Annotated in this window: 15 protein-coding genes; 3 read left to right on the plus strand and 12 right to left on the minus strand. The window is 62.6% G+C overall.

The features are described 5' to 3' along the window. Position 1: 1 nt before the first annotated feature. The gene (locus tag L8K08_RS15455) at positions 2 to 14050 is read right to left on the minus strand and encodes a non-ribosomal peptide synthase/polyketide synthase (protein ID WP_242198389.1); all 14049 of its coding nucleotides are present in this window, start codon (positions 14048 to 14050) and stop codon (positions 2 to 4) included. A 209-nt stretch (positions 14051 to 14259) separates the two neighbouring features. On the opposite strand from L8K08_RS15455, the gene L8K08_RS15460 reads away from it, so the two are divergent. Together L8K08_RS15460 and L8K08_RS15465 are read left to right on the plus strand one after the other, a co-directional pair. After that, positions 14260 to 14511: a type II toxin-antitoxin system HicA family toxin gene (locus L8K08_RS15460; RefSeq protein ID WP_242198394.1), complete on the plus strand. Its 252-nt coding sequence runs from the start codon at positions 14260 to 14262 to the stop codon at positions 14509 to 14511. Beyond that, complete coding sequence (locus L8K08_RS15465) at positions 14508 to 14873, plus strand: type II toxin-antitoxin system HicB family antitoxin (RefSeq protein WP_145165728.1); 366 nt, start codon at positions 14508 to 14510, stop codon at positions 14871 to 14873. The genes L8K08_RS15460 and L8K08_RS15465 overlap by 4 nt, the downstream gene beginning before the upstream one ends. On the opposite strand, the gene L8K08_RS15470 is transcribed toward L8K08_RS15465, so the two are convergent. Continuing rightward, positions 14874 to 16046, minus strand: coding sequence for an MFS transporter (locus tag L8K08_RS15470; RefSeq protein ID WP_242198397.1), 1173 nt, complete (start codon positions 16044 to 16046; stop codon positions 14874 to 14876). 141 nt (positions 16047 to 16187) lie between these two features. On the opposite strand from L8K08_RS15470, the gene L8K08_RS15475 reads away from it, so the two are divergent. Continuing rightward, positions 16188 to 16763 (plus strand): TetR/AcrR family transcriptional regulator, encoded by a 576-nt coding sequence (locus L8K08_RS15475; RefSeq protein WP_145165730.1) that lies wholly within the window; start codon positions 16188 to 16190, stop codon positions 16761 to 16763. Between the two features lie 7 nt (positions 16764 to 16770). On the opposite strand, the gene L8K08_RS15480 is transcribed toward L8K08_RS15475, so the two are convergent. The 10 genes from L8K08_RS15480 to urtB form a co-directional block, all read right to left on the minus strand. Next, entirely contained in the window at positions 16771 to 18126 is a 1356-nt protein-coding gene (locus tag L8K08_RS15480; RefSeq protein WP_242198400.1) for an MATE family efflux transporter, read from the minus strand. Between the two features lie 25 nt (positions 18127 to 18151). Then, positions 18152 to 18724, minus strand: a complete 573-nt coding sequence (locus L8K08_RS15485; protein WP_242198402.1) for a DUF2239 family protein — start codon at positions 18722 to 18724, stop codon at positions 18152 to 18154. Between the two features lie 67 nt (positions 18725 to 18791). Further along, positions 18792 to 19748, minus strand: coding sequence for an AAA family ATPase (locus L8K08_RS15490; RefSeq protein WP_242198405.1), 957 nt, complete (start codon positions 19746 to 19748; stop codon positions 18792 to 18794). Positions 19749 to 19751: 3 nt separating this feature from the next. Beyond that, positions 19752 to 20795, minus strand: coding sequence for an aliphatic amidase (locus L8K08_RS15495; RefSeq protein ID WP_242198407.1), 1044 nt, complete (start codon positions 20793 to 20795; stop codon positions 19752 to 19754). Between the two features lie 15 nt (positions 20796 to 20810). Next, positions 20811 to 21158, minus strand: coding sequence for an FmdB family zinc ribbon protein (locus tag L8K08_RS15500; RefSeq protein ID WP_145165735.1), 348 nt, complete (start codon positions 21156 to 21158; stop codon positions 20811 to 20813). A gap of 2 nt (positions 21159 to 21160) precedes the next feature. Further along, on the minus strand, positions 21161 to 22390 hold the full coding sequence (gene fmdA / locus L8K08_RS15505) for a formamidase (RefSeq protein ID WP_145165736.1): 1230 nt from the start codon (positions 22388 to 22390) through the stop codon (positions 21161 to 21163). A gap of 218 nt (positions 22391 to 22608) precedes the next feature. Continuing rightward, the gene (gene urtE / locus L8K08_RS15510) at positions 22609 to 23298 is read right to left on the minus strand and encodes an urea ABC transporter ATP-binding subunit UrtE (protein ID WP_145165737.1); all 690 of its coding nucleotides are present in this window, start codon (positions 23296 to 23298) and stop codon (positions 22609 to 22611) included. 10 nt (positions 23299 to 23308) lie between these two features. After that, complete coding sequence (urtD, locus tag L8K08_RS15515) at positions 23309 to 24067, minus strand: urea ABC transporter ATP-binding protein UrtD (protein ID WP_242198409.1); 759 nt, start codon at positions 24065 to 24067, stop codon at positions 23309 to 23311. After that, complete coding sequence (gene urtC / locus L8K08_RS15520) at positions 24064 to 25227, minus strand: urea ABC transporter permease subunit UrtC (RefSeq protein ID WP_145165739.1); 1164 nt, start codon at positions 25225 to 25227, stop codon at positions 24064 to 24066. Before urtC ends, urtD begins: the two co-directional genes overlap by 4 nt. Before the next feature lie 10 nt (positions 25228 to 25237). Further along, positions 25238 to 26155 (minus strand): urea ABC transporter permease subunit UrtB, encoded by a 918-nt coding sequence (urtB, locus tag L8K08_RS15525; RefSeq protein WP_177410123.1) that lies wholly within the window; start codon positions 26153 to 26155, stop codon positions 25238 to 25240. Positions 26156 to 26286 lie beyond the last annotated feature (131 nt).

The following is a 26286-nucleotide window of genomic DNA, read 5'->3' on the forward strand; positions in this document are numbered from 1 at the left end:
TTCAAATCGCCTCTAGTTCGCTCAAAAAGTCACGAAGATCATCAAAATCTTCCGCGCTGCCGGCGCGGAAGGTGGCTGCGGCCTGCACATAGGCGCGCAGCGTTTCGGTCTGGAACACTTCAACCAGGGGCACTTCCAGGCCCAGCTCGGACTGGACCCGCGATGTGATCTGGATCGCCAGCAAAGAATGGCCGCCGACTTCGAAGAAGTTGTCGTCCAGGCCCACTTGCGGCAGGCGCAACACCTCGGCCCAGATCGCCGCAATCTGCTGTTCCAGTTCGGTTTGCGGGGCCACGTAGCGTTGCTGCATCAGGCTCACATCCGGTGCGGGCAAGCCTTTGCGATCGAGCTTGCCGTTGGGGGTCAGCGGCATCTGCGCGAGGAACATGAAGTGCGTGGGCACCATGTAATCCGGCAGGCGGGTCTTGAGGGCCCGACGCAAGGCGTCGCGGAACTCGGCCTGGTCGATCAGGGCCGGATCAGTGGGTACGACATATGCCACCAGTTGCTTGCCGGTCGGGCCTTCCTGAGCCACCACCACGGTTTCACCGACACTGTCCTGCTCGCGCAGACGGGCTTCGATTTCACCCAATTCGATGCGGAAACCCCGGATTTTCACCTGATGGTCGACACGGCCCAGGTAGTCCACCACGCCGTCCGGGCGACCACGGGTCAAGTCGCCGCTGCGGTACACGCGGCTGCCAGGTTTGCCGAACGGGTCCGGTACGAAACGCTCAGCGGTCAGTGCCGGACGCTCGAGGTAACCACGCGCCACACCCTCACCGCCCAGGTACAACTCACCAGCGACGCCGATGGGTTGCAGGTTCAACTGCGCATCCAATACGTAACCGCTGCGGTTGCCCAGCAACGTGCCGATGGGCGCATACACCGCGCCGCACGGGTCGCCCTTACGGGCTTTCCACAGCAGCGGCGTCACCACGGTTTCGGTCGGGCCGTAGCCGTTGAACAAGTAGGTGGGTTTCAGTGCGCGCCATGCCAGGTCGTAACTCGCCTGGGCTACCGCGTCCCCGCCAAAGCAGTAGACGCGCACTGCCGGTGGGTTGCCATCGCGTTCGGCGTGCTCGGCCAGTTGTTGCAGGTAAACCGGTGGGAACACCGCCATCGTCACATTGTGGCGGTGCATTTGGGCGTAGGTGTACTCCGGCAACCACAGGCTGTCGTCGCGGATCAGCACGCTGGCGCCGTTGATCAGCGGGTGCATCCAGCCTTCGTGGGAGCCATCGAAAGCGAACGACATGAAGTGCAGTTCGCAATCCGCCGGGCCGGTTTCGTAACGCTCACCGGTGGCGATGATGTGCGCCACCAGCGGACCGTGGGACACGGCCACCCCTTTGGGCATACCGGTGGAGCCGGAGGTGTAGATCACGTAGGCCAGGTTGTCGCCGTCCAGTGCCACCTGAGGGGCGGCGTCGCTGAAGTTGGCCCAGTCCTCGCTGCGGTCGATTGCCAGAGTGTTCAGTCCTTGCGGGACCGGCAATTGCTGCAAGGCGCTGGTGTGCGTCAACAGCAACTGGGCGCGGCTGTCGTCCATCATGTAGAGCAGGCGATCACGCGGGTACTCAATGTCCAGCGGCACATACACACCACCGGCTTTGAGCACGGCGAGGAACGCCACCATGATTTCGGCGCTGCGCGGCATGGCGATCGCCACGCGTACTTCCGGCCCCACACCACGAGCGATCAGCGCATGCGCCAGGCGGTTGGCCTGTGCATCAAGCTCGCCGTAAGTCAGGGTGTGCGAGTCGAATTTCACCGCCACGGCATCTGGGGTTTCCCGCGCGCGGTCGGCGATCAGTTCGTGCACCAAACGTGCGGCTGAGAAGCCCGAGCCGGTGCAATCCCACAGGTGCAGAATGTGCTGCTGCTCATCCGGGTTCAGCAGGTTCAACTGCCCGATGGCCTGCTGCTGATCATCGACCATGGCCTGCAACAGGTTCTGCCAATGCCCGGCCATGCGTTCGATGGTCGCGGGGGCAAACAGATCAGTGGCGTAACTCAGGGATGCACGCAGTGCTTCGCGCGACTCTTCCACATCCAACGCCAGGTCGAACTGTGCCACGCCCTCATCCCAACTCAACACCTCGACCTGCAGGCTCGGCAAACGCTGCAAATGGCTGCCCGCCGAGGTCACGCGGTGGTTGAACAGCACTTGGAACAACGGGCTCAGGCTCATGCTGCGCTCGGGCTGCAGCGCCTCCACCAGTTGCTCGAAAGGCAGGTCCTGATGGGCCTGGGCTTCCAGGGAGCGTTGGCGCACCTGATGCAACAGTTGCGCCACGCTCATCTGGCCGTTGACGTCAGCCTTAAGCACTTGGGTGTTGACGAAGAAGCCGATCAGGCCCTCAGTTTCAAGGCGGTTGCGGTTGGCGATCGGCACGCCGACGCGCACATCTTCCTGACCGCTGTAGCGGTGCAGCAAGGCCTGATAGGCCGCCAGCAACACCATCGGCAACGTGACCCCGGCCTGTTTCGCCACACTACGCAAGCCAGCCAATAGCTGCGGTGTCAATTCAAAGCCCAAGCGCGCACCGCGATGGGTCGGCAACGCCGGGCGCTGGTAGTCAAACGGCAACTCCAGTACAGGCTGCTCACCGCCTAACTGTTCACGCCAGTACGCCAACTGGCGTGCTTTCTCGCCGGCCTCCATCCAGTTGCGCTGCCACAGGGCGTAGTCGGCGTATTGAATCGGCAACGCCGGCAGATTCGGCGTGTGGCCGTCGCTGAAGGCGGCGTAGAGTTTCACCAACTCCTCGACCATCAGCTGCATCGACCAGCCATCGGAGACGATATGGTGCTGCACCAGCACCACCACATGATCGTCCGCGGCCAGGCGCAACAATTTCACGCGCAGCAACGGCCCGCGCAGCAGGTCAAACGGCTGCGCGACCGCCTCGGCCACTTGCGTCTTGAGCCCGGCTTCATCGGTATCGCAACGTTCGATTTCAATCAGGCCCAGGTCTTCAATCACTTGCACCGCACCGCTCGCGTCTTGGCGCAGATGCGTGCGCAGGCTTTCATGGCGCGCCAGCAAGGTGTCGAAACTGCGTTGCAGCGCGGCCACGTCCAACGCGCCTTTCAAGCGCAAGGCGCTGGGGATGTGGTACGCCGAGCTGTGCGGGTCGAGCTGCCAAAGGAACCACTGGCGCTCCTGGGCGTAAGACAGTGGCAACGGCTGCGCGCGGTCGGCCTTGAGCAGTGCAGGCGCGGTGACGCCCTCCTCACCCAATGCACGCACAAAGTCACCGAGCACAGGCTGTTCGAACAGGGTCTTGAGCGCGACTTCCAACGCCACTACCTGACGTACTCGCGACACCACGCGCGTGGCCAGCAGCGAATGCCCGCCCAGTTCGAAAAAGTGGTCATCGAGGCCCACCTGCGGCACCTCCAGCACATCAGCCCAGATCGCCGCGACCTGCTGTTCGCGCGGGCTGACGGGCGCCACATGGGCTTTGAGCAACAGCTCGGCATCCGCCTTGGGCAGTGCCTTGCGGTCGAGCTTGCCGTTGGGAGTCAGCGGCAGGGTTTCAAGGAATATCAGGTGCGTAGGCACCATGTAGTCCGGCAAACGCGCGCGCAGATCAGCCTTGTACTGCTCACGCAGGCTCGCCTGTTGCTCGGGAGCAAAGGTCACTAGATAGGCGATCAAACGGTCGTTGTCGGCCAGTACCACGGCTTCACGCACCGCCGCGTTCTCACGCAGGCAGGCTTCGATTTCACCCAGCTCGATACGGAAACCGCGCACCTTGACCTGATGGTCTACGCGGCCGATGTACTCCACTACGCCGTCCGGGCGATAGCGCGCCAAATCGCCGGTGCGGTACAGGCGCTCACCGGGTGCGCCATACGGGTTGGGCACGAAACGTTCGGCGGTCAGCGCCGGGCGCGCGTGATAACCGCGCGCCAGACCAGCGCCGCCGATCAGCAATTCACCGGCCGCCCCTTGTGGGCATGGCGTCAGCCCGGCGTTGAGAATGAACAGCGACGTGTTGGCAATCGGGCGACCAACAAAAGGCTGCGCCTGCTCAAGGCGGTGAGCAGCCGACCAGATGGTGGTTTCCGTCGGGCCATAAAGGTTCCACACCGGGCCCTGCAGGTCGAGCAGTCGTTGGGCCAGGTCGACCGGCAGCGCTTCGCCGCCACACAGGCATTTGATGCCCTGTAGCAGCGACGCGCGCGGGCTTTCCAGGAGCATCCGCCAGGTCGAAGGCGTGGCTTGCAGCACATTGGCGCACTGGTTGTGCACCAGATCGAGAATCGCCTCCGGGTCGAGCGCCATTTCCTTGCCGCTCAGCAGCACCGTAGCGCCCACGGTCAGTGGCACGTATAGCTCAAGGGCGAAGATGTCGAATGAGAAAGTGGTCAGCGACAAAATCCGCGCATCACTGCCGATCTGCAGGGTGTCCGCCATGCCGCAGGTAAAGCTGCACAGTGCCTGATGCCGCACCATCACGCCCTTGGGCTTGCCGGTGGAACCAGAGGTGTAAATCACGTAGGCCAGGTGCTCCGGCGTGACATTGACCTGCGGGTTGTGTTCGTCCCCACACGCGTCATCGACCAGCAGCACGTGCAGGCCCTGCGGTTGCGCCAGGCGACCATTGAGGTGTGGCTGGGTCAGCAACACCTGCGCTTGGCTGTCTCCGAGCATGAACGCCAGCCGATCCGCCGGGAACTGCGGGTCGAGCGGCACATAGGCGCCGCCGGCCTTGAGGGTCGCCAATAGGCCGACGACCATGTCCAACGAGCGCTCGACATGCACCGCCACCAGCACGTCAGGGCCGACGCCCGCCGCAATCAGGCGATGGGCCAAGCGGTTGGCGCGGCGGTTGAGTTCACAGTAACTCAGGTTGTCGCCATTGAATTGCAGTGCGCTTGCGTCCGGTGTTGCCAGTACTTGCGCTTCGAACAACTGATGCACGCAACGCGTATGCGGGTACTCGGCGTGGCTGTCGTTCCAGCTGTGCACAGTCTGTTGCCATTGCTGCTCGCTGAGCATCGGCAGTTCATCCAGCGCCTGCGACGCGTCATTCACCACAGCGCGCAGCAGGCTTTGCCAATGTTGCGCCAGGCGCGCAAGCGTCTCGGGTTCGAACAGGTCGGTGGCGTAGGTCAGCGAGGCCCACAGGCCGTCGGCAGACTCTTCGGTTTCCAGGCTCAAATCGAATTGCGTGGTGTGGCCGGCCCAATCCAGTGGCTCTAACGCCAGGCCCGGCAGTTGCACCGGGGCGGAGCGCAGGTTGTCCTGGTGATTGAACATCACTTGGAACAGTGGGTTGTGGCTCAGGCTGCGCGCTGGCTGCAGCGCTTCTACCAACTGCTCGAACGGCAGGTCCTGATGGGCTTGGGCCTCCAGGGCCCGCTGCTTGACCTGACCGAGCAATTGCTCGAAGGCCATCTGCCCGTCAAGGTCGACTTGGATGACTTGGGTGTTGACGAAGAAACCGATCAGCCGCTCGGTTTCGAGGCGGTTGCGGTTGGCGATCGGCACCCCGACACGCAGCCTGGACTGCCCGCTGTAGCGATGCAGCAAGGTCTGGAACGAAGCAAGCAAGAGCATGAACAGGGTCACGTCCTCACGCCGGGCCAATGCCTTAAGGTCAGCCAACAACGCAGGTTCGAGTTGGGCCTGCTGACGCGCACCGCGAAAGCTCTGCACCGCCGGTCGCGAGTGGTCCAACGGCAGTTCCAGCACCGGGTGTTCATCGCCCAGGCGCTGTTGCCAGTAATCGAGTTGGCGCTGTTGTTCACCGGCCGCCATCCAGTTGCGCTGCCACACGGCGTAGTCGGCATATTGGATCGGCAACGCCGACAGCTGAGCTTGGCCCTGATACAACGCCACCAACTCATCCACCATCACGTGCATCGACCAGCCGTCAGAGATGATGTGGTGTTGGGTGATCACCAGCACATGGTGATCGGGCGCGATCACCAGCAGTTTGACGCGCATCAGCGGGCCGTTGCGCAAGTCGAACGGGCGCTGGATCTCTTGCTCCACACAGGCCTGGATCGCCGGGGCCGCTGCCCTCGCCTGCTCGACATTTATCGCCAGGTCGGGATGAATCACCTGCCAGGTCCGCTCACCGTCGTCAGCAAAGGTGGTGCGCAACGGTTCATGGCGCAGCACCAGCGCCTGGAACGTGCGCTCCAGCGCGGTGATGTCCAATTGGCCGCGCAAATGCAGCGCCGTAGGTACGTGATACGCGGCGCTAGTGGGGTCCAGTTGCCACAAAAACCACTGGCGTTCCTGGGCGAAAGACAGCGCCATCGGCTGGCCACGTTCCAGCGCCACCAGCGGCTGAGCGCTGTGTTGATGCAAGCCCGAACAGGCCGACGCAAACCCTTGCAGCGTCGGCTGCTCAAACAGTGCGCGCAGCGGCACTTCCAGTTTCAACTCATGACGCACGCGGGAAATCACTTGGGTGGCCAACAATGAATGGCCGCCGAGCTCGAAGAAGTGATCCGTCAGGCCGACCTGCTCGACCTGCAACACCGCTTGCCAGATCGCCGCCAATTGCACTTGCAGCGGGCTTTGTGGGGCCACATACGCCTGTTGACGCAGGTTCAGGTCAGGCGCCGGCAGCGCACGGCGGTCAAGCTTGCCGTTGTTGTTCAGTGGCAGAGCGTCAAGTACCAGCCAATGCCCCGGCACCATGTAATCGGGCAGAGACTGGCGCAAGGTGGCCGCCAGGTCCTGAGCGTCCAGGGTGTGACCATGGGCGGGCACCACATAGGCGACCAGTTGCATGCCAACCGCACTCGGCTGGGCGATCACCGCGACTTCACGCACCTGCGGCAAAGCTTGCAGTCCGGCCTCGATTTCGCCCATTTCGATGCGGTAGCCACGAATTTTTACCTGATGGTCGATACGCCCGACGTACTCCAACGCACCGGCTTCGTTGTAACGCGCCAGGTCGCCACTGCGGTAGAGGCGTGCACCGGGCACAGCAGAAAACGGGTCCGGCAGGAAGCGTTCGGCGGTCAAGGCCGGGCGGTCGAAATAGCGCTGGGCCAGGCCCGCTTCGGCGCCGATGCACAGTTCGCCGACGCCGTCGGTGCCGAGCAGTTCGAAACCACTGTCGAGCACATACAACGAACGGCCTGCGATGGCGCGGCCAATCGGCACGCCGAACGCATCACTGGCATCCGCCAGTTGGCAATCGTGCACGCTGGACACCACCGTCGCCTCGGTCGGCCCGTAGGTGTTGACCAGGCGCACGGCGCCCAGCCCCGCCGCATGCCAGGCACGGATGCCTTCCACCGACATAGCTTCACCGCCCACGTGCACCTGGCGCAGGTTGCCCAAGGTGCGGCGGTCGACGGCGCACTCCTTGGCCAGCAAATACCAGTAAGCGGCCGGCAAGTCGGCCAGGGTCACGCCCTGTTCGACGATCTCGCGCGCCAGTTGGCCGGCGTCCCACAGCTCGTCGCCACGCATAATCAAGGCAGCACCCACGCACAGCGGCGGGTAGCACTGCTCGACAAAGCCGTCGAAGCTGAAGGTCGCAAATTGCAGTACACGGTCTTGCGCACTGAGCCGGCTGTAGGCCTCTGCGCTGTCGCAGAACTGGCCGAGCGCGGCATGATCGATGGCCACGCCTTTGGGCAGGCCGGTGGAACCGGAGGTGTAGATCACATACGCCAGGTCGGCCGCCGCCGCCGTGTTGGGCGGATTGGTCGCCGGGTAGCCGTCCAGTTCTTCACCAGACGTACTGAAATCCACACGGACCAAACCTTGCGGCAGCGGCAGATCCGCGAGCAACCCGGTTTCGCTGAGCAGCACGTTCAAACGACTGTCTGCCAGCATGTAGGCCAAACGTTCTGCAGGGTATTTCGGGTCCAGCGGCACATAGGCAGCACCGCTTTTGAGCACCGCCAGCAGGCTGACGATCAGCTGCGGACCACGCCGACTGGCCAGGCCTACACGCTGGCCCGGCCCTACGCCGAGCGCCACCAGATGATGGGCCAAGCGGTTGGCCCGGGCGTTGAGTTGGGCGTAGCTCAGCCGCTCACTGCCCGCCTGAACCGCCAGCGCGTCAGGTGTGGCGTGGGCCTGGGCAGCGATGCGCTCATGCACGCGCTGAGGACGCTGGGCGGCACCGGCAGACTGGCTGAGCGCGAGTACCTCGTGCTGCGCGGCGGCGTCAAGCAGTTGCAGGTTACCCAGCGGCACACCGGCGTCCGCCATCATTTGCGCCAACAGGTGACGCACGTTGGCGCCCAGCCGCTTCACCTGCTGCTCGCTGAAATGGGCGCGGTCATAGCTGAAGTCCAGGCGCAGGCCGGCACCGAGTTCGACGCCCAGGGTCAGCGGGTAGTTGGTGCGTTCATGGTTGTGCATGCGGCCGAAGGTCAGGCCTGCGGGCGCACCTTGCTTCAATGCTTCGGCCACCGGGAAGTTTTCGAACACCAGCAAGGTGTCGAACAACGCCGCACCTTGCTGGCCGGCCCACGCCTGGATGTCGTACAGCGGCACGTGTTCATGGTCACGCAAGCTGAGGTTCAAGGCTTGCAGCTCGCTGAGCCAGGCGCCGGCCGATTGGGCGGGCGACGCGGCACTGATCAACGGCAAGGTGTTGATGAACAAGCCCAACTGCTGCTCAATCCCCGGCAGCGGCGCTGAACGCCCGGCGACGGTCGCGCCGAACACCACGCAAGCCTGGCCGCTGTAGCGTTGCAGCAACAGGCTCCAGGCGCCTTGCAGCACAGTATTGAGCGTGACTTTTTGTTGGCGGGCAAATTCGCCGAGGGCCTGGGTAAAGTCGTTGTCCAGCAGCACTTGATGGTCAGCCATGCCCACGCCGCCAACCGGCGCACGCAGTGCCTGCGCCAGCAAGGTTGGCGCTTGCAACGGCGCCAGGGCATTTTTCCAGTAGCCCTCGCCCGACGATTGCTGTTGCAGCCAGCCCAGGTAATCGCGGAACTGCCCCAGCGGCGCCGGCACGGCCTGGCCTGCGTAATGGGCAAGCACTTCGCCGAGCAACTGCGCGTTACTCCAGCCATCCATCAGGATGTGGTGGCTGGTGAAGATGAAGTGCCAGGCCGAACCTGTGCTGCGCACCAGCATCAGGCGAAACAGCGGTGCGGCATTGAGTTCAAAGCCGCGTGAGCGCTCGGCATCGGCCAGCGCATCGAGGTCGGCATTCACGTCTTCGATCACCTGCAACTGCACGTCGACCTGACGCCTGATTACCTGATGGGCGCTGTCCAGGCCCAGCCAGTGGAAGCTGCTGCGCAAGATGTCGTGGCGGTCCAGTGCCGCTTGCCAGGCGCGGCCGAAAATCAGCAGGTCAAGGCCTTCAATATCAAGGCGCAGTTGGTTGATATAGGCCTGGCCCTGGGGCGCGTACAGGGTGTGGAACAACATGCCCTGCTGCATCGGCGACAGCGGGTAGAGATCGGCGATGTCCGGCCCGGCCACGGGCAGTGCATCCAGTTGCTGCTGGGTGATACGCGCCAGCGGGAAGTCCGATGTCGTGACCTGCCCGGCAGGCGTTGCACAGCAATGCTCGATCAACGCCTTGAGTTCCGTAGCGTAGTCATCCGCCAGGCGCTGAATAGTTGCAGCGTTGAACATCTCGCGACTGAAACCCCATTGCAGCGACAACTCACCGCCATACACCTGCCCTTCCACCGTCAACCAGTTGGCCAACGGTGCTTGAGGGTCCTGCGCCTGGCCGCCGCCTTCGCTGGCCGGGACGAAAAGCGCTGCCTCGTTGAACTGGCGGTCGAACTGCCCCAGGTAGTTGAAGGTGATACGCGGCGCAGCCAAATCGGCCAGGGCTTCACGCGATTGCGGTTGGCCCAGATAGCGCAGCAGGCCGTAGCCCAAGCCCTTTTCCGGAACCGCGCGCAGTTGCTCCTTGATCGACTTGATTGCATCCGACAGTTCGCCTGCGGCCTGTAAACGCACCGGAAACAGGCTGGTGAACCAGCCGACCGTGCGGCTCAGATCGAGGCTGTCGAACAGGTCTTCGCGACCATGCCCCTCCAGCTGGATCAGCGCGGCGGCCTGGCCACTCCAGCGGCTGATCACGCGCGCCAGCGCCGTCAGCAGCAGGTCGTTGACCTGGGTGCGATAAGCCGCTGGCGCGTCTTGCAGCAGTTGCCGGGTGTGATCGGCATCAAGGCGGGTTTCAAGCGTGGCACCCAGGCGATTGTGCAGGCCGCCCTGCGGGTTATCGCACGGCAGCTCGGCGTCGCTGGACTGCGCCAGCCAAAAAGGCAGCTGCTCATCCAGCGTATACGCGTGCGCCTGCAACTGCTGCGCCCACTGTTGGTAGCTGCTGGTTTTGGCGGGCAATGCGACCTGGCGATAAGCCTGTTGCAGATCCTCAAGCAGCACGCGCCAGGACACGCCATCGACCACGAGGTGATGGACCACCAGCAGCAGGCGCTGGGCGCCGTCAGCCAGGGTGACCAACGCTGCGCGCAGCATCGGGCCTTGCTCAAGGTTCAGGCTGCGCTGGGCTTCATCGCACAACGCGGCCAATTCAGCCTCGGTGCCGACGCTGGATTGCCACAGTACAGATTCAGCGGCCGGCGCGGCGTGGGCTTGCTGCCAGCCATCGGCCTGCCGGGTGAATCTCAGGCGCAGGGCGTCGTGGTGGTTGATCAACTGTGTGAGGGCGGCGTCCAGCTGCGCAGGTTCCAGCGCCTCGCGCGGGGTCAGCAACAGTGATTGGTTCCAGTGGTGGCGCGCAGCAATTGCCTGGCTGAAAAACGCCTGTTGCACCGGGGTCAGAATCACCTCACCGGTGACCGGCCCCTGATCGATAACCACTGCCTGCTCAAAGCTCGCCACCAGCGCCAGGCTGCGCACGCTCTGGTATTGGAACAAGTCCCGCGGGCTCAGGCGAATGCCTGCCTGACGGGCACGGCTGACCACCTGGATGGAGATGATCGAATCGCCGCCCAGCTCGAAAAAGTTGTCGTCCACACCCACGTGTGGAACGCCGAGTACATCACTCCAGATCGCCGCAAGGGCTTTTTGCAGGTCGCTCGAAGGCGCGATAAATGCCTGTTGCGGCGCAGCATCCGGCAGTGGCAAGGCTTTGCGATCGAGCTTGCCGTTGGCGGTGACCGGCAACTGGGTGAGCACGACGAAATGGGTCGGCACCATGTATTCCGGCAAACTGCTGAGCAACCAGGCCTTGAGGTCCGCTGGCTTTTCGCTGTCGAGCACAAGGTAGGCGACCAACTGCTTGCCACCCTGCACCAGCACCACCGCCTCACGTACCGAAGGGTGTTGGAGCAGGCGCGTCTCGATTTCGCCCAGCTCAATGCGCAAGCCGCGCAATTTAACCTGGTGATCAAGACGGCCGAGGTATTCGATCACGCCGTCAGTGCGCTGACGCACGCGGTCGCCGGTGCGATAAAGGCGCTCGCCGTTGACGAACGGGCTCGGCACAAAGCGCTCGGCAGTCAGCGCCGGGCGCCGGTGATAACTGCGCGCCAGGCCGGTGCCGCCCAGGTACAGCTCGCCGGACACCCCGGCGGGCACCGGGTTGAGTTGAGCGTCGAGCACATAGGTGGCGAGGTTGGCGATGGGCCGCCCGATGGGCACGCTGTCGGCGCCTTCATCGATGCAGGTCCAGTGGGTCACGTCGATGGCCGCTTCGGTCGGGCCGTAGAGGTTGAACAACCCGGCTGCTGGCAGCTTGGCAAAGACCTGCCGTTGCGCATCCAGCGGCAAGGCTTCACCGCTGCAGACGATGCGTGTGAGGCTGGCACAGGCTTGCACGCCCGGCTCATGGATAAACGCCTGCAACATCGACGGCACGAAGTGCAACGTGGTGATGGCGTGGCGGCCAATGGTTTCGATCAGCCGGGCCGGCTCGCGGTGTTCGCCGGGGGCCGCGACCACCAGGCGCGCGCCGGTCATCAGCGGCCAGAAAAATTCCCACACGGACACGTCAAAACTGAACGGGGTTTTCTGCAGCACCGCATCACTGGCCGTCAATTCGTAGGCTTGCTGCATCCAGCACAAGCGGTTGACCAAGGCGCGATGGCTGTTGCCTGCGCCCTTGGGCTTGCCGGTCGAGCCGGAGGTGTAAATCACGTAGGCCAGGTTGAGTGCGTGAACGCCGCTGTCGGGCGAGGCACTGCTGTAGCCCGCCAGCCAACTGGCCGGCTGGTCGAGGGCAATCACCTGAATACGTTCGACAGGCAAGACGGCGAGCAGGCTTTGCTGGCTGAGCAGCAGCGTGATGCCACTGTCTTCGATCATGTAGGCCAGGCGTTCCTGAGGGTATTCCGGGTCCAGCGGCACGTAGGCGCCACCGGCCTTGAGGACCGCCAGCAGGCCCACGACCATTTCGACGGAGCGCTCGACGCACAGCCCCACCAGCACGTCCGGGCCCACGCCCTGCTCGCGCAAAGCATGGGCCAGTTGGTTGGCGCGGGCATTGAGTTGGGCGTAGGTCAACGTGGTTTCGCCGAATACCAGCGCGGGAGCACTCGGCGTGCGCTGCACCTGGTCTTCGATCAGTTGATGGATGCCGCGCTCGGTTGGGTAGGCTTCGCCGGTCTGGTTCCACGCATGGGTCAGTACGTGCTGCTCATCGGCTGCCAGCATCGGCAATTCACCAATGCGCTGTTCGCCGTCGGCCACCATGGCCTGTAACAGGCTGATCCAGTGACGCGCCATGCGCGCAATGGAAGGCGCCTCGAACAAGTCATTGGCATAAGTCAGCGCAGCATGCAGGGTGCCGGACTTCTCATAGGTATCGAGGGTCAGGTCAAATTGGGTGGTGCGCCCTTGCCATTCCACCAGCGAAAGCTCAAGGCCTGAAGCGGTGCTGACGTTGGCAATGTCGGCCACCACCGGCTGGTGGTTGTACATCACCTGAAACAGCGGCGTATGACTCAGGCTGCGCTCGACCTTGAGGGCCTCCACCAGGCGCTCAAAGGGCAATTCCTGATGAGCCTGGGCGCCCAGCGCGTGTTCCTTGATGCCTTGCAGCAATTCGCCAACGCGGGTTTGCCCGGTCAGTTCGGTGCGCAGGACTTGCGTGTTGACGAAAAAGCCGATCAGCCCTTCGACTTCGGTACGGTTGCGGTTGGCGATCGGTACGCCGACGCGAATGTCTGCCTGCCCGGTGTAACGGTGCAGCAGCACATTGAAAGCACCCAGCAACAGCATGAACAGCGTGACGTTGTGCTTTTGCGCGCAGGTTCGCAGTTGCGCGGCCAGGCTTGGGTCAATCGCGAAATGATGGCGAGTGCCCTGATAACTCGGCATCGCCGGGCGCGGGTGGTCGGTTGGCAGTTCCAGTACCGGATGCTCGTCGCCCAGACGCGCCTGCCAGTACGCGAGCTGACGTGCCTGCTCCCCTGCTTCCAACCAGCGGCGCTGCCACAGGGCGTAGTCGCTGTACTGGATCGGCAGCGCCGGCAATTGCGGCGCCTCGTTGCGCTCATGGGCGTCGTAGCAGCGGATGAACTCGTCGATCAGCACGTTCATCGACCAGCCGTCGGAGACAATGTGGTGCAGGGTCAGCAGCAGCACATGCTCCTGCGCGTTGAGCTTGAGCAACTGCACGCGCAGCAAAGGGCCGTGTTCCAAATCGAACGGCAACAGCGATTGACGCGTCGCCGCGTCGTTGACGGCCTGCTCCTGCTCAACGGCGGCCATGGCGCTGAATTCCAGGTGCTCGACGACAAGCGACGGATCTACCGAAACCTGGGTCAGGCGTTCATCGGCCTGGCGTTGGAAGACTGTGCGCAAGGTTTCATGCCGCGCCACCAGGCTGGCGAAGGCTTGCTCCAGCGCACGCAGGCTGAGCGCGCCCTTGAGCCGCACCGCGCCGGGCAGGTTGTAGGCGCCGCTGGCCGGGTCCAATTGCCACAGAAACCACATGCGCTGCTGCGCGTACGAGAGCGCCTGGCGATCCTCTGCCTCCACACTCGCCGGAATCGGAAACCGGGAAAAATCCACGCCCTCTTTCTGCAAGGCCTGCAGGAATACTTGGCGTTTTTCCAGGGGCAACCCGATAAACCGGCGAGCAAGTTTCAAGGAGTCTTCAGCATTCATTTCTTGGAGTCCGGAGCAATAGGCAGGAAGCACAAAGGCACGTCGTCCCTATAAAACGAACCGGGCGGGGAAAAATTAGCGGGGGATGAAGGGCGTGAGGCGCGGTGTCATCAAGGGTTACATCAATCTCAGCAAAGACACACGAAGCCGGGCTAGCATTGACGAACACCACTTTTTGCAACTACATTTAGTTACACGCAGGGAACGCCGTGTCCAAAAATGAAAAGCTGCTCGCCAAACTGCTCAACGAGCGCATGGCCTTTACCTGGCCAGAGCTCGAAACGCTACTCAAGCGTCTTGGCTACACACAGATTGAAGGGGCTGGAAGCCGCGTCAAATTCGACATCGGCGACCCCAATGCAATGATCACCTTGCACAAGCCTCACCCCGGCAACGAACTGAAACACTACATTCGGCGCCAGATCATCGAACAATTGAAATCAGGAGAACTGATTCAGTGAACAACCAACTGAAACACAACGGCTACATCGGCTCTATCGAAGCCAGCCTCGAAGACAATTGCCTGTTTGGCAAAGTGCTGTTTATCAAGGCGCTGGTCAGCTATGAGGGCAAAACCGTCGCGGAGCTGGACGTGGCCTTTCGAGAGGCCGTGGAAGACTACCTCGCGACGTGCCACACCCTCGGGCAAACACCGGAGAAACCGTGCAAGGGTTCATTCAACGTGCGGGTCGGCCATGACCTGCATCTGGCCGCAGCCCTGGCAGCGACCCGTAAGAAAGTGACGCTCAATGACCTGACGCGCCAGGCGCTGAATGAGTTTTTGCAACATCATTGCGCAGAACCTTCTCCGGCGATCGGCTGATCAGCCCAACCTTCGATAGCCCAGCAGCGCTGAGCCCAGCACCACCGCACCCGCCACCAGCGCCACCCAGAACCCGCTGGTGGCGCCGAAATGGTCGATCATCCAACCCGAGCTGGCGGCCCCAATGGCCACCCCGATACTCAGGCCGGTGATCAACCAGGTCATGCCTTCGGTCAGGCGGCTGGGCGGGACGATCCGCTCCACCAGGGCCATGGACACGATCAGCGTCGGGGCAAAGAACAAGCCTGAGATGAAGATGGCCACGGCCAGCCCGGGGATATTTGTCACCAGCAACAACGGCAAGGTGGTCAACGCCGTCGCCACGCCGCAGAACAAAAACTGGCGGGGCAACGGCGCCTTGAGCTTGAGCGTGCCGAACGCCAGACCCGCCAGGCACGAGCCAATGGCATACACCGAAAGCACGATGCTTGCCGCCGCCGGTTGGCCTTGATGCTGGGCGAATGCGACGCTGACCACGTCCACCACGCCGACAATCACGCCCATGGCCAGCAACAGGATCATCAGGATCAGTACCGACGGTGAGGCGATCAGCCAGCGGCCGTGATGGTCCTGATGTTCATGCACCGGCGGCTCAGTTGCGCGTTGCAGCACGAAGGTGGTCACCCCCACCGCCAACAGCAGCGCTGCCACCAACGGCCCTGCTTCCGGGAACAGCACCACACTCAGGCCCACCGAGATCGGCGGGCCGATGATGAAACACACCTCGTCGAGCACCGATTCAAGGGCAAACGCGGTCTGCAACTTGGGCTGGCCGCGGTACAACTCGGTCCAGCGCGCCCGCACCATGGCCGACATATTGGGCATGCAACCGGCCAGGCCGGCGAACACAAACAACGTCCAGCTTGGCGCCTGCAACCAGGTGCACAACAGCAACAGCAACAACGCCCCACCGCCAATCAGCGCCGCTATCGGCAGCACCCTGCCCTGGCTGTAGCGGTCCACTAACCGCGAAACCTGCGGCGCACAAAACGCCGTGGCCAAGGCAAACACCGCCGCCACCGCGCCCGCCAGGCCAAAGCCGCCATGCACTTGCGACAGCATGGTGATCAGGCCGATACCGGTCATCGATATCGGCATGCGCGCAAGCATGCCGGCCAGTACAAAAGCCCGGCTGCCAGGGGCGTGGAACAACTCGGCGTAGGGATTTGCCATCCTGCTTGACCTCTTCCTCAAGACCTTGAAGCTTGCTATCGGCAGGCATCAAGGCAAAATACATACGGTGCGTATGTGGCAAATCATGCGTAACATACGCAGCGTATGTCAAACCCTCAAACACCCTCGCGAGCCCACCCCATGAGCCGAGCCCGTGCCGAAATAATCGAAGAAACCCGCGCCCGCCTGATCGCCAGCGCCCGCCAAGCCTTCGCCACACAGGGCTATGCCAACACGTCGATGGACGACTTCACCGCGCGCGCCGGCCTGACCCGTGGTGCGTTGTACCACCACTTTGGTGACAAGAAAGGCCTGTTGGCCGCCGTGGTCGCCCAACTCGACAGCGAAATGGACGCGCGACTGCAGCACATCACCGATCAGGCCCAGGACCCGTGGGAAGGTTTTCGCGAGCGCTGCCGAACGTATTTGCGCATGGCCCAGGACGACGAAATCCAACGCATCGTTTTGCAGGATGCGCCAGCCGTGCTCGGCGATACCGGGTCGCAGCATCACTGCGTCGCGTCGCTGTGCCAGTTGCTTGAGGGCTTGATGCAGGCCGGTGCCATCGAACAGGGCCCCAGCGTCGCGCTGGCGCAGTTGATCAATGGCAGCCTGGTCAACACCGCGCTGTGGATCGCCCGCGATGAACACCCGGGCGATCGCTTGGAGCAAGGCTTGCAGGGTCTGGAGTTACTGCTGCGCGGCTTGAAGCAATAAGCCCGCGCTACACCAGCCGCTTGATCTGCTTGTGCCGCCACACCAGCCGGTAATACGCAGTCTGCAGCGCCAGCATCGCCAGGTAGGTCACCGGAAACGCCATCCATACACCTTGCAGGCCGAAATGCGCATTGAGCACATACGCCATCGGCAGCTCCACACACAGCACGCAGAAAATCGAGATGGCGACCGGCATCAGCACCACGCCGCTGGCGCGCATGATCCCGCCCACTACCGCCTGGAAGCCAAAGACCAAAACGCTCCAGAGCATAATGTGCAGCAGGTGCTCGGCATTAAGCCGCGCGGCGTCGTCGGTGATGAACAGCCCCAGCAGCCAGTGGGATAACAGGTAGCCGAGCACAATCAATCCACCGGTCAGGCAGGTGTTGATCAACAGGCCGGTGCGCAGGATCGGCCCGATTCGCTCCAGGCGCCCGGCGCCAATCGCCTGGGCGCCGAGGATCGAAGCGGTAATGGCAATCGACAGCGCCGGGAACTGCACGTAATTGACGATCTGCGTCACCGCGCCATACGCCGCCGTGGCCTGGGAACCGTGGCTGTTGACCAGCGCAAGAATGACCAATTCGGACAGCGACAACACCACCATCTGCAAGCCGGTCGGCAAGCCGATGCGCAGCACTTTGCCGAGGATCGCCCGGTCCAGGCGCAAGGCAGCCAGCAATTCACGGTCCGGCGCCATCACATGGTTCTTGTGGCGCAGGCGCAGGATCAAAAACAGCATCGCCGAGGCATTACCGACCAGCCCCGCGTACACCGCGCTCTGGATGCCCATGGGCGGCAGGCCGATCCAGCCGCGAATCAGCGCCGGCGTCAGCAACAGGCCGATCAGGGTCGAGACCATCAGCGCCAGCAGCGGCGAGATCGTGTCACTGACGCCGCGCAGCAATTGGGTATAGAGGATGAAGACCAACAGCAGCGGCATGATCAGCATCATCACCTGGGCATAACCCACGGCATCGTCGAGCACATCCATCGGGGTGCCCAGCGCCTGCAGGGCCGGGCGCGCGAACAGGCTGCCGAGCACCGCCGCGATCAGGCCTACCAGCGCGCCAAGGGTCAGCGTCGCACCGGTGATCACCTTCACCATGCCGGTTTCCTGCGCGCCCCAGGCCTGGCCGATCAGCACCGAAGCGCCCGCCCCCAGGCCGATCACCAGGGCAATAAAGAAAAACACGATGGGAAACATCCCCGACACCGCCGCCAGCGCCTGGGTGCCGAGCATTTGCCCGACATAGATGCCGTTGAGGGTGCCGGAAAAGCTTTGCAGAAAATTGGACAGCACCATCGGTGCCAAAAAAATCAGGTAGATCTGCCACAACGGCCGTTGCTGAGTGACTTCCATGGTCGTTCGAGTCCCGGAATTATTGTTAGACGGGGAAAGCATTGCGCGACAGCCAGGCCAGGTACGTCTGCACATCCCTCGGCCAGTGCCCGATCTTGCTCGCAAAGGCCGCCGCATCTTCAGCGAACAATGCCCGCGAGGCGTCTTCAAACCCAGGCAGGTCGCCGCCGATGGCACTCATGAAACGATAGCTGGCTTCCTTGGCCTGGCGCGCCTGATCACGGCCAGCGCTGGCATTTCGCGCTTCATCCACCAACCGGCGCAAGGCCGCCGAGGCGCCGCCGGGTTGTTGGCCCAGCCATTCCCAGTGGCGCGGCAGCAGCGTGACTTCCCGCGCGACCACACCCAGCTTCGGGCGGCCCACCGTTGGGGCTGCGGGAAGCTCTTCGTCGATTGCTGTGTCTGCGGGTTGCTCGGGCACATAACCGCCAGGCCATGGGTAATCGACTTGGGCGCCGGTGGCGTCATCAAAGACCAGGAAGGTGCCGGCTGTCAGGTCCAGCCCTGCCAGGGTTTCGGCCACCGCCGAATAGGCGCCGGCCGCCACGCGCTGGTGACGGAAGAAGGCAGTGCACAGCGGTGTGTGTTGCGTAGACATGGCTTATTACCCGGATGTTATTTGTTTTACCCGGATCATATTAGCCCTAATTGGTGAGCATGCAAGGCTATTGTCGCGAAACGTCCAAGTGTTCACCCCGCACCGTTACTCGCATCCCTTGCACAGCAGGATCGCGCAGCAAGCACTCCGCGATCGCCGGCTCCAGCTCCACCCGTACACGGCGGCCCAGCGCACGCGCGCCAAACCGTGCGTCGTGCTGGCGACACAACCATGCCCGCGCCGACGCATCCATGCTTAATGAGCGCTGGTGCGCCGCCAGACGCTGGTTGAGCTTCTCCAGCTCCACGTCCAGCAGCGCATCAAGCCAGCGCTTGTCGAGGGGTTCGAACATCAGGATACGGTCGATGCGGTTGAGAAACTCTGGCTCGAAATGCCCGTGCAGGGCCTCTTCCAACACCGCCGCTTCGCCCCGCACAAACACCCGCAGCAGCCGCCGCCAGCCCTGAGCGAAGCGTTGGCGATGACGACGCGCCTGCTGCGCGCCGATGTTGCTGGTCATGAAAATCAGGCTGTTACGAAAATCCAGGGTGCGCGTGCCACCCGCCAGGGTCAGTTGGCCGTTTTCAAGAATGCCCAGCAGGCTGCGCACCACCTCCTGGCTGGCTTTTTCCAGTTCATCGAACAACACAATGCCAGGGCGGCTGTAGCTGCCCTGGATCAATTCGCTGTTGAACAGGCTGATGCCTTCCTTGCTGCCCACGTACCCCGGCGGCGCGCCGGTCAGCGCGGCGGCGTAATGCTCCTGGGCAAGGGTGTGCATGTCGATGCGGCAAAACCCGTCGGCCCGGCCATGCAGCGCCTGGGCCAGCAGGCGCACGATTTCGGTTTTGCCCACGCCGGTCGGGCCCATGAACAGGTTGACGCTCAATGGCCGATCGCGCTCGCCGATATCGGCCTTGACCACCTTGAGCAGCCGCTCCACCTGCGCCAGCGCCGCCTCCTGGCCAACGATGCGACTGCGCAACAGCGCCATCACCTGCACCAGTTCAAAGGTAAACCGCATGCCCTACTCCACCCCTTTTTCTTTGCCGCCATGGGGCAGTTGCCCCACCGGGCACTCGGCGACACCCACGGTGCTGCGGGTAATTTTTTCGACATTCTCCTGGGCCTTTTGCGCGTCCAGCACCCAGGTGCGGTAGAACTCGAACGGGCAGTCCGCCACGCCCTTGTCGCCATCGCCCGAGGCATGCATGCCGGTATAGCCACGGTGCAGCAACTTGAACAGGTGGTTCTGCGACTGGTCGTTGGCCCGCGCATCGCGAATCTGCGACACCGACAGTTGCGCGTACTGGATGCCCATCTCTTCCTCGCCGCACTCACCCAGGGTGCGCCCGTCAAAGCCGATGATCGCCGAGTGGCCGAAGTACGAATACACCCCATCGAACCCCGCCGCGTTGGCCACTGCCACATAGCAGTTATTCGCCCAGGCCATGCTCTTGGACATCTGCACCTGCTGCTCCTTGGCCGGGTACATATAGCCCTGGCAGCGCACGATCAACTCGGCGCCCTTCATCGCGCAGTCGCGCCAGATCTCCGGGTAATTGCCGTCGTCGCAGATAATCAGGCTGATCTTCATGCCCTTGGGCCCGTCGCACACATAGGTGCGGTCGCCTGGGTACCAGCCTTCGATGGGGCACCAGGGGATGCACTTGCGGTAGCGCTGCACGATTTCGCCGAGGTTATTGATCAACACCAGCGTGTTGTACGGCGCCTTGTGCGGGTGCTCCTCGTGGCGCTCGCCGGTCAGGGAAAATACGCCCCAGGTGTTTGCCTGGCGGCACGCTGCCGAGAAAATCGCCGTCTCTTCGCCGGGGATGCTCGCGGCCGTGGCCATCATCTCGTCGTGGTCGTACATGATGCCCATGGTGCTGTATTCGGGGAACACCACCAGGTCCATGCCGGGCAAGCCCTGCTTCATGCCGAGGATAATCCCGGCGATTTTCTTCGCGTTGTCGATGACCTCGGCCTTGGAATGCAGGCGCGGCATCTTGTAGTTCACCACCGCGACACCGACGGTGTCTGGGCTGCTGGAAATATCGCCATGACGCATAACATCACTCCTGGTCTAGTGACTGATCATCCACGGCCGTGGCCCGGTCCTGGTCTTGAGGCCCAAGGGGTTGGCCTTGCTCGGCTCGACTTTTTTGCGGGTGCCGCAGCAGCTGCAACCGGCCGGATGTTTGCGGCTTTGCTGGTATTCGCCGACGGTTTGCGGCGCATGGGCGCTGCGCTCGTTGCCGGCGATAGCCTTGCGCTGGTTGGCCGACAGCGTTTGCAGTGCCGGGGCCGAGACCCTGAGCGGGCCGCCCGGCCCTTCGCAGTACGGGCACTGGCTGGGCTCGTTGCGTTGGGCGATGGGCCGCAACATCGTGAACGTGCCGCAGGTGTCACAGGCATATTCGTAAGTCGGCATGGCTACAGGTCCGGGGCAATGGGCAGGTCGACGCTGCCGTCGAGGAACTGGGTGGGGCCGTTGGCATTGGGGTTGATGTCGAACTCGAAGATTTCCGTCGGCAGCCACAAGGTCGCGCAGGCATTCGGAATATCCACCACACCGCTGATATGCCCCTGCACCGGCGCCGAGCCGAGCAAGGCATAGCCCTGGGCCGGCGAGTAGCCAAACTTGGTCAGGTAGTTGATCGCATTCAGGCAGGCCTGGCGGTAGGCGACGTTGACGTCCAGGTAGTGCTGCTGGCCCTGTTCGTCCACCGAGATGCCTTCGAAGATCAGGTAATTCTTGTAGTTCGGTGTGATCGGGCTGGGCTTGAACACCGGGTTCTTGATCCCATACTTGGCCATGCCGCCCTTGATCAGCTCGACCTTCATGTGCACCCAGCCGGCCATTTCGATGGCGCCGCAAAAGGTGATCTCGCCGTCGCCCTGGCTGAAGTGCAGGTCACCCACCGACAACCCGGCACCGTTGACATAGACCGGGAAAAAAATCTTCGAACCGCGCGACAGGTCCTTGATATCGCAGTTACCGCCATGCTCACGCGGCGGCACCGTGCGCGCGCCGGTCGCAGCCGCATCGTCACGGGCCTGGCCCTTGAGCTTGCCCATGTGCGCGGTGGCGGCCAGTGGCGCATTGGCCAGCGGTGGCACGCGGGTCGGGTTGGTGTCGATCAGTTCCTGCTCGCGGCGGTTCCAGTCGGCGAGCATCACCGGGTCGGGCAGGCAGCCGATCAGGCCGGGGTGGATCAGGCCGGCAAAGTTAACCCCCGGAATGTGCCGAGAACGGGTGAACATGCCTTTGAAATCCCAGATGGCTTTTTGTGCGCTGGGGAAATGATCGGTGAGAAAGCCGCCGCCGTTCTGCCGTGAGAAGAAGCCGTTGAAGCCCCACTGCGAATCCGCCTTGGCGCCGATATCGAGCAAGTCCACCACCAACAAATCACCCGGCTCGGCGCCGTGCACACCCACCGGGCCTGACAGGTAATGCACGGTGGACAGGTCCACGTCGCGCACGTCACTGGCGTCATCGTTGTTCTTGATCGCGCCGGCGGTCCAGTCGTAGGTTTCCAGAATGAAGTCATCGCCGGGCTTCACCCAGCACGCCATCGGGATATCCGGGTGCCAGCGGTTATGGATATTTTCGTTTTCAGTGACGGGCTGGTTGAGGTCGACTTTGATCAGCGTTTCGGTCATGGACTGGCTCCTGGGCGGATGGTCTGGTGCGTGGAATCCAGTCTCGGGGAGCCAGGGAAAACCGGAAATACGTTGGATGACGTATGCAGGGAAGGATGGAACGCAATCAAAAATGTGGGAGCTGGCTTGCCTGCGATAGCGGTTGTCCAGCCAACATTTCTGTGACTGATAGACCGTCATCGCAGGCAAGCCAGCTCCCACAGTTGAACTGTGTTGTGTCAGACGGACAGGTAGCGGCTGATGGTCGCTTCATCCACGCGGTCGCGGGTCTCTTCGATCACGAAGCGGCCCTTCTCGATCACCAGAAAGCGGTCGGCAATCTCCAGGGTGAACGACAGCACCTGTTCGGACACCACGATGGTCAAATCGCGCAGGTTGCGAATCTCTTTGAGCGTGCGCGCAATGTCCTTGATGATCGACGGCTGGATGCCCTCCGTCGGCTCGTCGAGCAACAACACCTTGGGGTTGGTCGCCAGCGCCCGGGCAATCGCCAGTTGCTGTTGCTGCCCGCCGGACAGGTTGCCGCCCTTGCGCGACTGCATGTCATGCAGCACCGGAAACAGCGCATACAAATCCTCCGGCACCTTGCCGCGGGCCGACGCCGGTAACCCGGTCTGGATATTTTCCAGCACCGTCATGCTCGGGAAAATCATGCGGCCCTGGGGCACATAGGCAATCCCGCGCGCCACCCGCTCATGGGTTTCCAGCGCCGACACATCGTGCCCGTCCACACTGACCTGGCCTTGCCACTGCGGCAGAATGCCCATCAGGCTCTTGAACAGCGTGGTCTTGCCCATGCCATTGCGGCCCATCACCGCGACGATCTCGCGCTTGGCCACGTTCAGTTGCAGATCGTGCAGGATCTGGCTCTGCCCGTAACCACAGGACAACTGGTCGATCTTGAACATGCCGGATTCCTCAGTGGCCCAAATACACTTCAATGACTTTCGGGTTGCTTTGCACCGACTCCATGCTGCCCTCGGCCAGCACCTTGCCCTGGTGCAGCACCGTGACTTTATGCGCGATGCTTTTGACGAACTCCATGTCGTGCTCGATCACCAGCACCGAGCGGCCCTGGCTGATGCGGTTGAGCAATTCGGCGGTTTGCGCGCGCTCATTCACGCTCATGCCTGCCACCGGCTCGTCGAGCATCAGCAACTCCGGGTCCTGCATCAGCAGCATGCCGATTTCCAGCCACTGCTTTTGCCCGTGGGACAGCAGGTCGGCCTGTTGTTGCAGCAAATCACCCAGGAAGATTTCCCGCGCCACCTCTTCCACCCGCGCAACCACCTGAGCGCTGCGCTTGAAAAACAGCGCGCCCCACACTTTGCGCCCGGCGGGATAAGACATCTCGAGGTTTTCAAACACCGTGAGGTTTTCGTAGATCGACGGGTTCTGGAACTTGCGCCCCACGCCGGCGCGCACGATGTTGTACTCGCGCATCTTGGTCAGTTCCTGGCCGTCGAACTGGATGCTGCCGCTGGTAGCGCGGGTTTTGCCGCAGATCAGGTCGAGCACCGTGGTCTTGCCGGCGCCATTGGGACCGATGACCACGCGCACTTCATTGCGGTCGATATACAAGTTGAGGTTGTCGACCGCCTTGAAGCCGTCGAACGACACGGTGAGGCCTTCAATGGCCAACACCGGTTTTTTCATTTCAAAGCCGACGGCGCTCATGGCTGGGTCTCCAGGATGTTGCTTTTAGCCTTGGGTTTAACCGCCGGACTCACCGGGGGCGCCGCCACGGGTTTGCGCCGCAGCAGTTTGGCCAATGCCTGGCGACCGTGGCTGTCCCACAACCCGGCCAGGCCATTGGGGAAATACATGACCACGGCGATAAACAGCCCGCCCATCAGGTACAGCCATAATTCAGGAAAGGACTCGGAAAAGTACGTCTTGCCGTAGTTCACCAGCAGCGCGCCATACACCGCGCCGAGCAGTGACATGCGCCCGCCCACCGCGGCGAAAATCACCATCTCGATTGACGGCACAATGCCCACGAACGACGGCGACATAAAGCCCACCTGCAAGGCAAACATCGCCCCGCCAATCGCCGAAAACGCGGCGGCCACGCAGAACACAAAGATCTTGAAACTGGCCACGTCATAGCCGGAAAACCGCACGCGCTCTTCTTTGTCGCGCATCGCCATCAGCAGCCGGCCCAGCTTGGACGCGAGGATAAAACGGCCGATAAAGATGCAGCCGAACAGCAAGCCGGCGTTGATGAAGTACAGGATCATTTTCGCGCTGTCGGTGCGCAGGTCCCAGCCCAGCAGGGTCTTGAGGTCGGTGATGCCGTTGACGCCACCGGTCAGCCCCTGCTGGCCGACGATCAGCACGGTAAGGATCAGCGCAATCGCCTGGGTGACGATGGAGAAATACACATCGCCCACGCGCCGCTTGAACAGCGCCATACCGATAATAAACGCCAGCAGCACCGGCACCGCAATCACCGCTACCAGCGTGAAGCTGAAACTGTGAAACGGCTGCCACAGCCACGGCAGTTCGGTGATCTGGTTCCAGTCCATGAAGTCCGGGATGCCCGGTGTGGATTGGATCTTGGTGCTCTCGGGGTCGGAGGCTTCCAGCTTGAGGAACATCGCCATGCAGTAACCGCCGACGCCGAAGAACACGCCCTGCCCCAGGCTGAGAATGCCGCCATAGCCCCAGCACAGCACCAGGCCCACGGCGACGAATGCATAGGTCAGGTATTTGCCGACCATGTTCAGGCGGAACGCGTCCAGGGTCAGGGGAAACACCACCAGCACCAGCAACGCCAACAACACGATACCGATCAGGTTTTGCTGGCCGCCCAGCAGCTTGTCTAAAGCCTTCATCTGCTCGCCTCTACTTGCGCACTTTGATGGAGAACAACCCTTGCGGGCGCAGCATCAGGATCAGAATGACCGAGGACAACGTGAGTACCTTGGCCATCGAGCCACTGAGGAAAAACTCCGACAGCGATTGGGTCTGGGCGATCACGAACGCCGAGGCGATGGTGCCGAACAGGCTCTGCGCGCCGCCGAATACCACCACCAGGAAAGTGTCGACGATGTACTGCGAACCCGCCGTCGGCCCGGTGGAGCCAATGGTGGTAAACGCCGCGCCCGCGACACCGGCCACGCCGCAGCCGAGGGCGAAGGTCATGCGGTCGACCTTGCGCGTATTGATGCCCACCGCGCGGCTCATCAGGCGGTTCTGCACCGTGGCGCGCACCTGCAGGCCCCAGCGCGAGCGGTACAGCATCAGGAAGATCGCGGCGGTCAGCAGCAGGGTCAGGCCCATCATGAACAGGCCGTTGCGCGGGATCTCGATGGCATCGGTGAAGTTCACCGAGCCCATCAGCCAGGCCGGCGGTTCGGCGCTGACTTCACGCGCGCCGAAAACCGAGCGAAAGGTTTGCTGCATCACCAGGGACAACCCCCAGGTGGCGAGCAAGGTGTCCAGCGGACGCTTGTACAACCGGCTGATCATCGCCCACTCCACCAGCCAGCCAATGGCACCGGCAACGAGGAATGACAGGGCAATGGCAACGAAGAAGTAATAGGGTTGAAAGCTTGGCGCAAAATGCGCGGTAAGGCTGGAACACACGTAGGTGGTGTAGGCGCCGATGGTCAGGAACTCGCCGTGGGCCATGTTGATCACGCCCATCTGGCCAAAGATGATCGCCAGCCCCAATGCCATCAGCAACAGCACGCAGAACACGGACAAACCGTTGAACCCCTGCATCGCCGCGATGGCTCCAAATTCCGATAGCCATTCCATGATGATGGTCTCCTACAGAGAGATGAAATGCAGGCTTGTGCCGTTTTGCCTTATGTGGGAAGGGGCTTGCCGCGATGAGGGTGGGTCAGCTTATAAAGCTGTGACTGACCCACGGCTATCGGGGGCAAGCC

Origin of the sequence: Pseudomonas sp. TREG-RG-20F-10-E-6-01 (assembly GCF_022662455.1) — a bacterium.
GTDB lineage: Bacteria > Pseudomonadota > Gammaproteobacteria > Pseudomonadales > Pseudomonadaceae > Aquipseudomonas.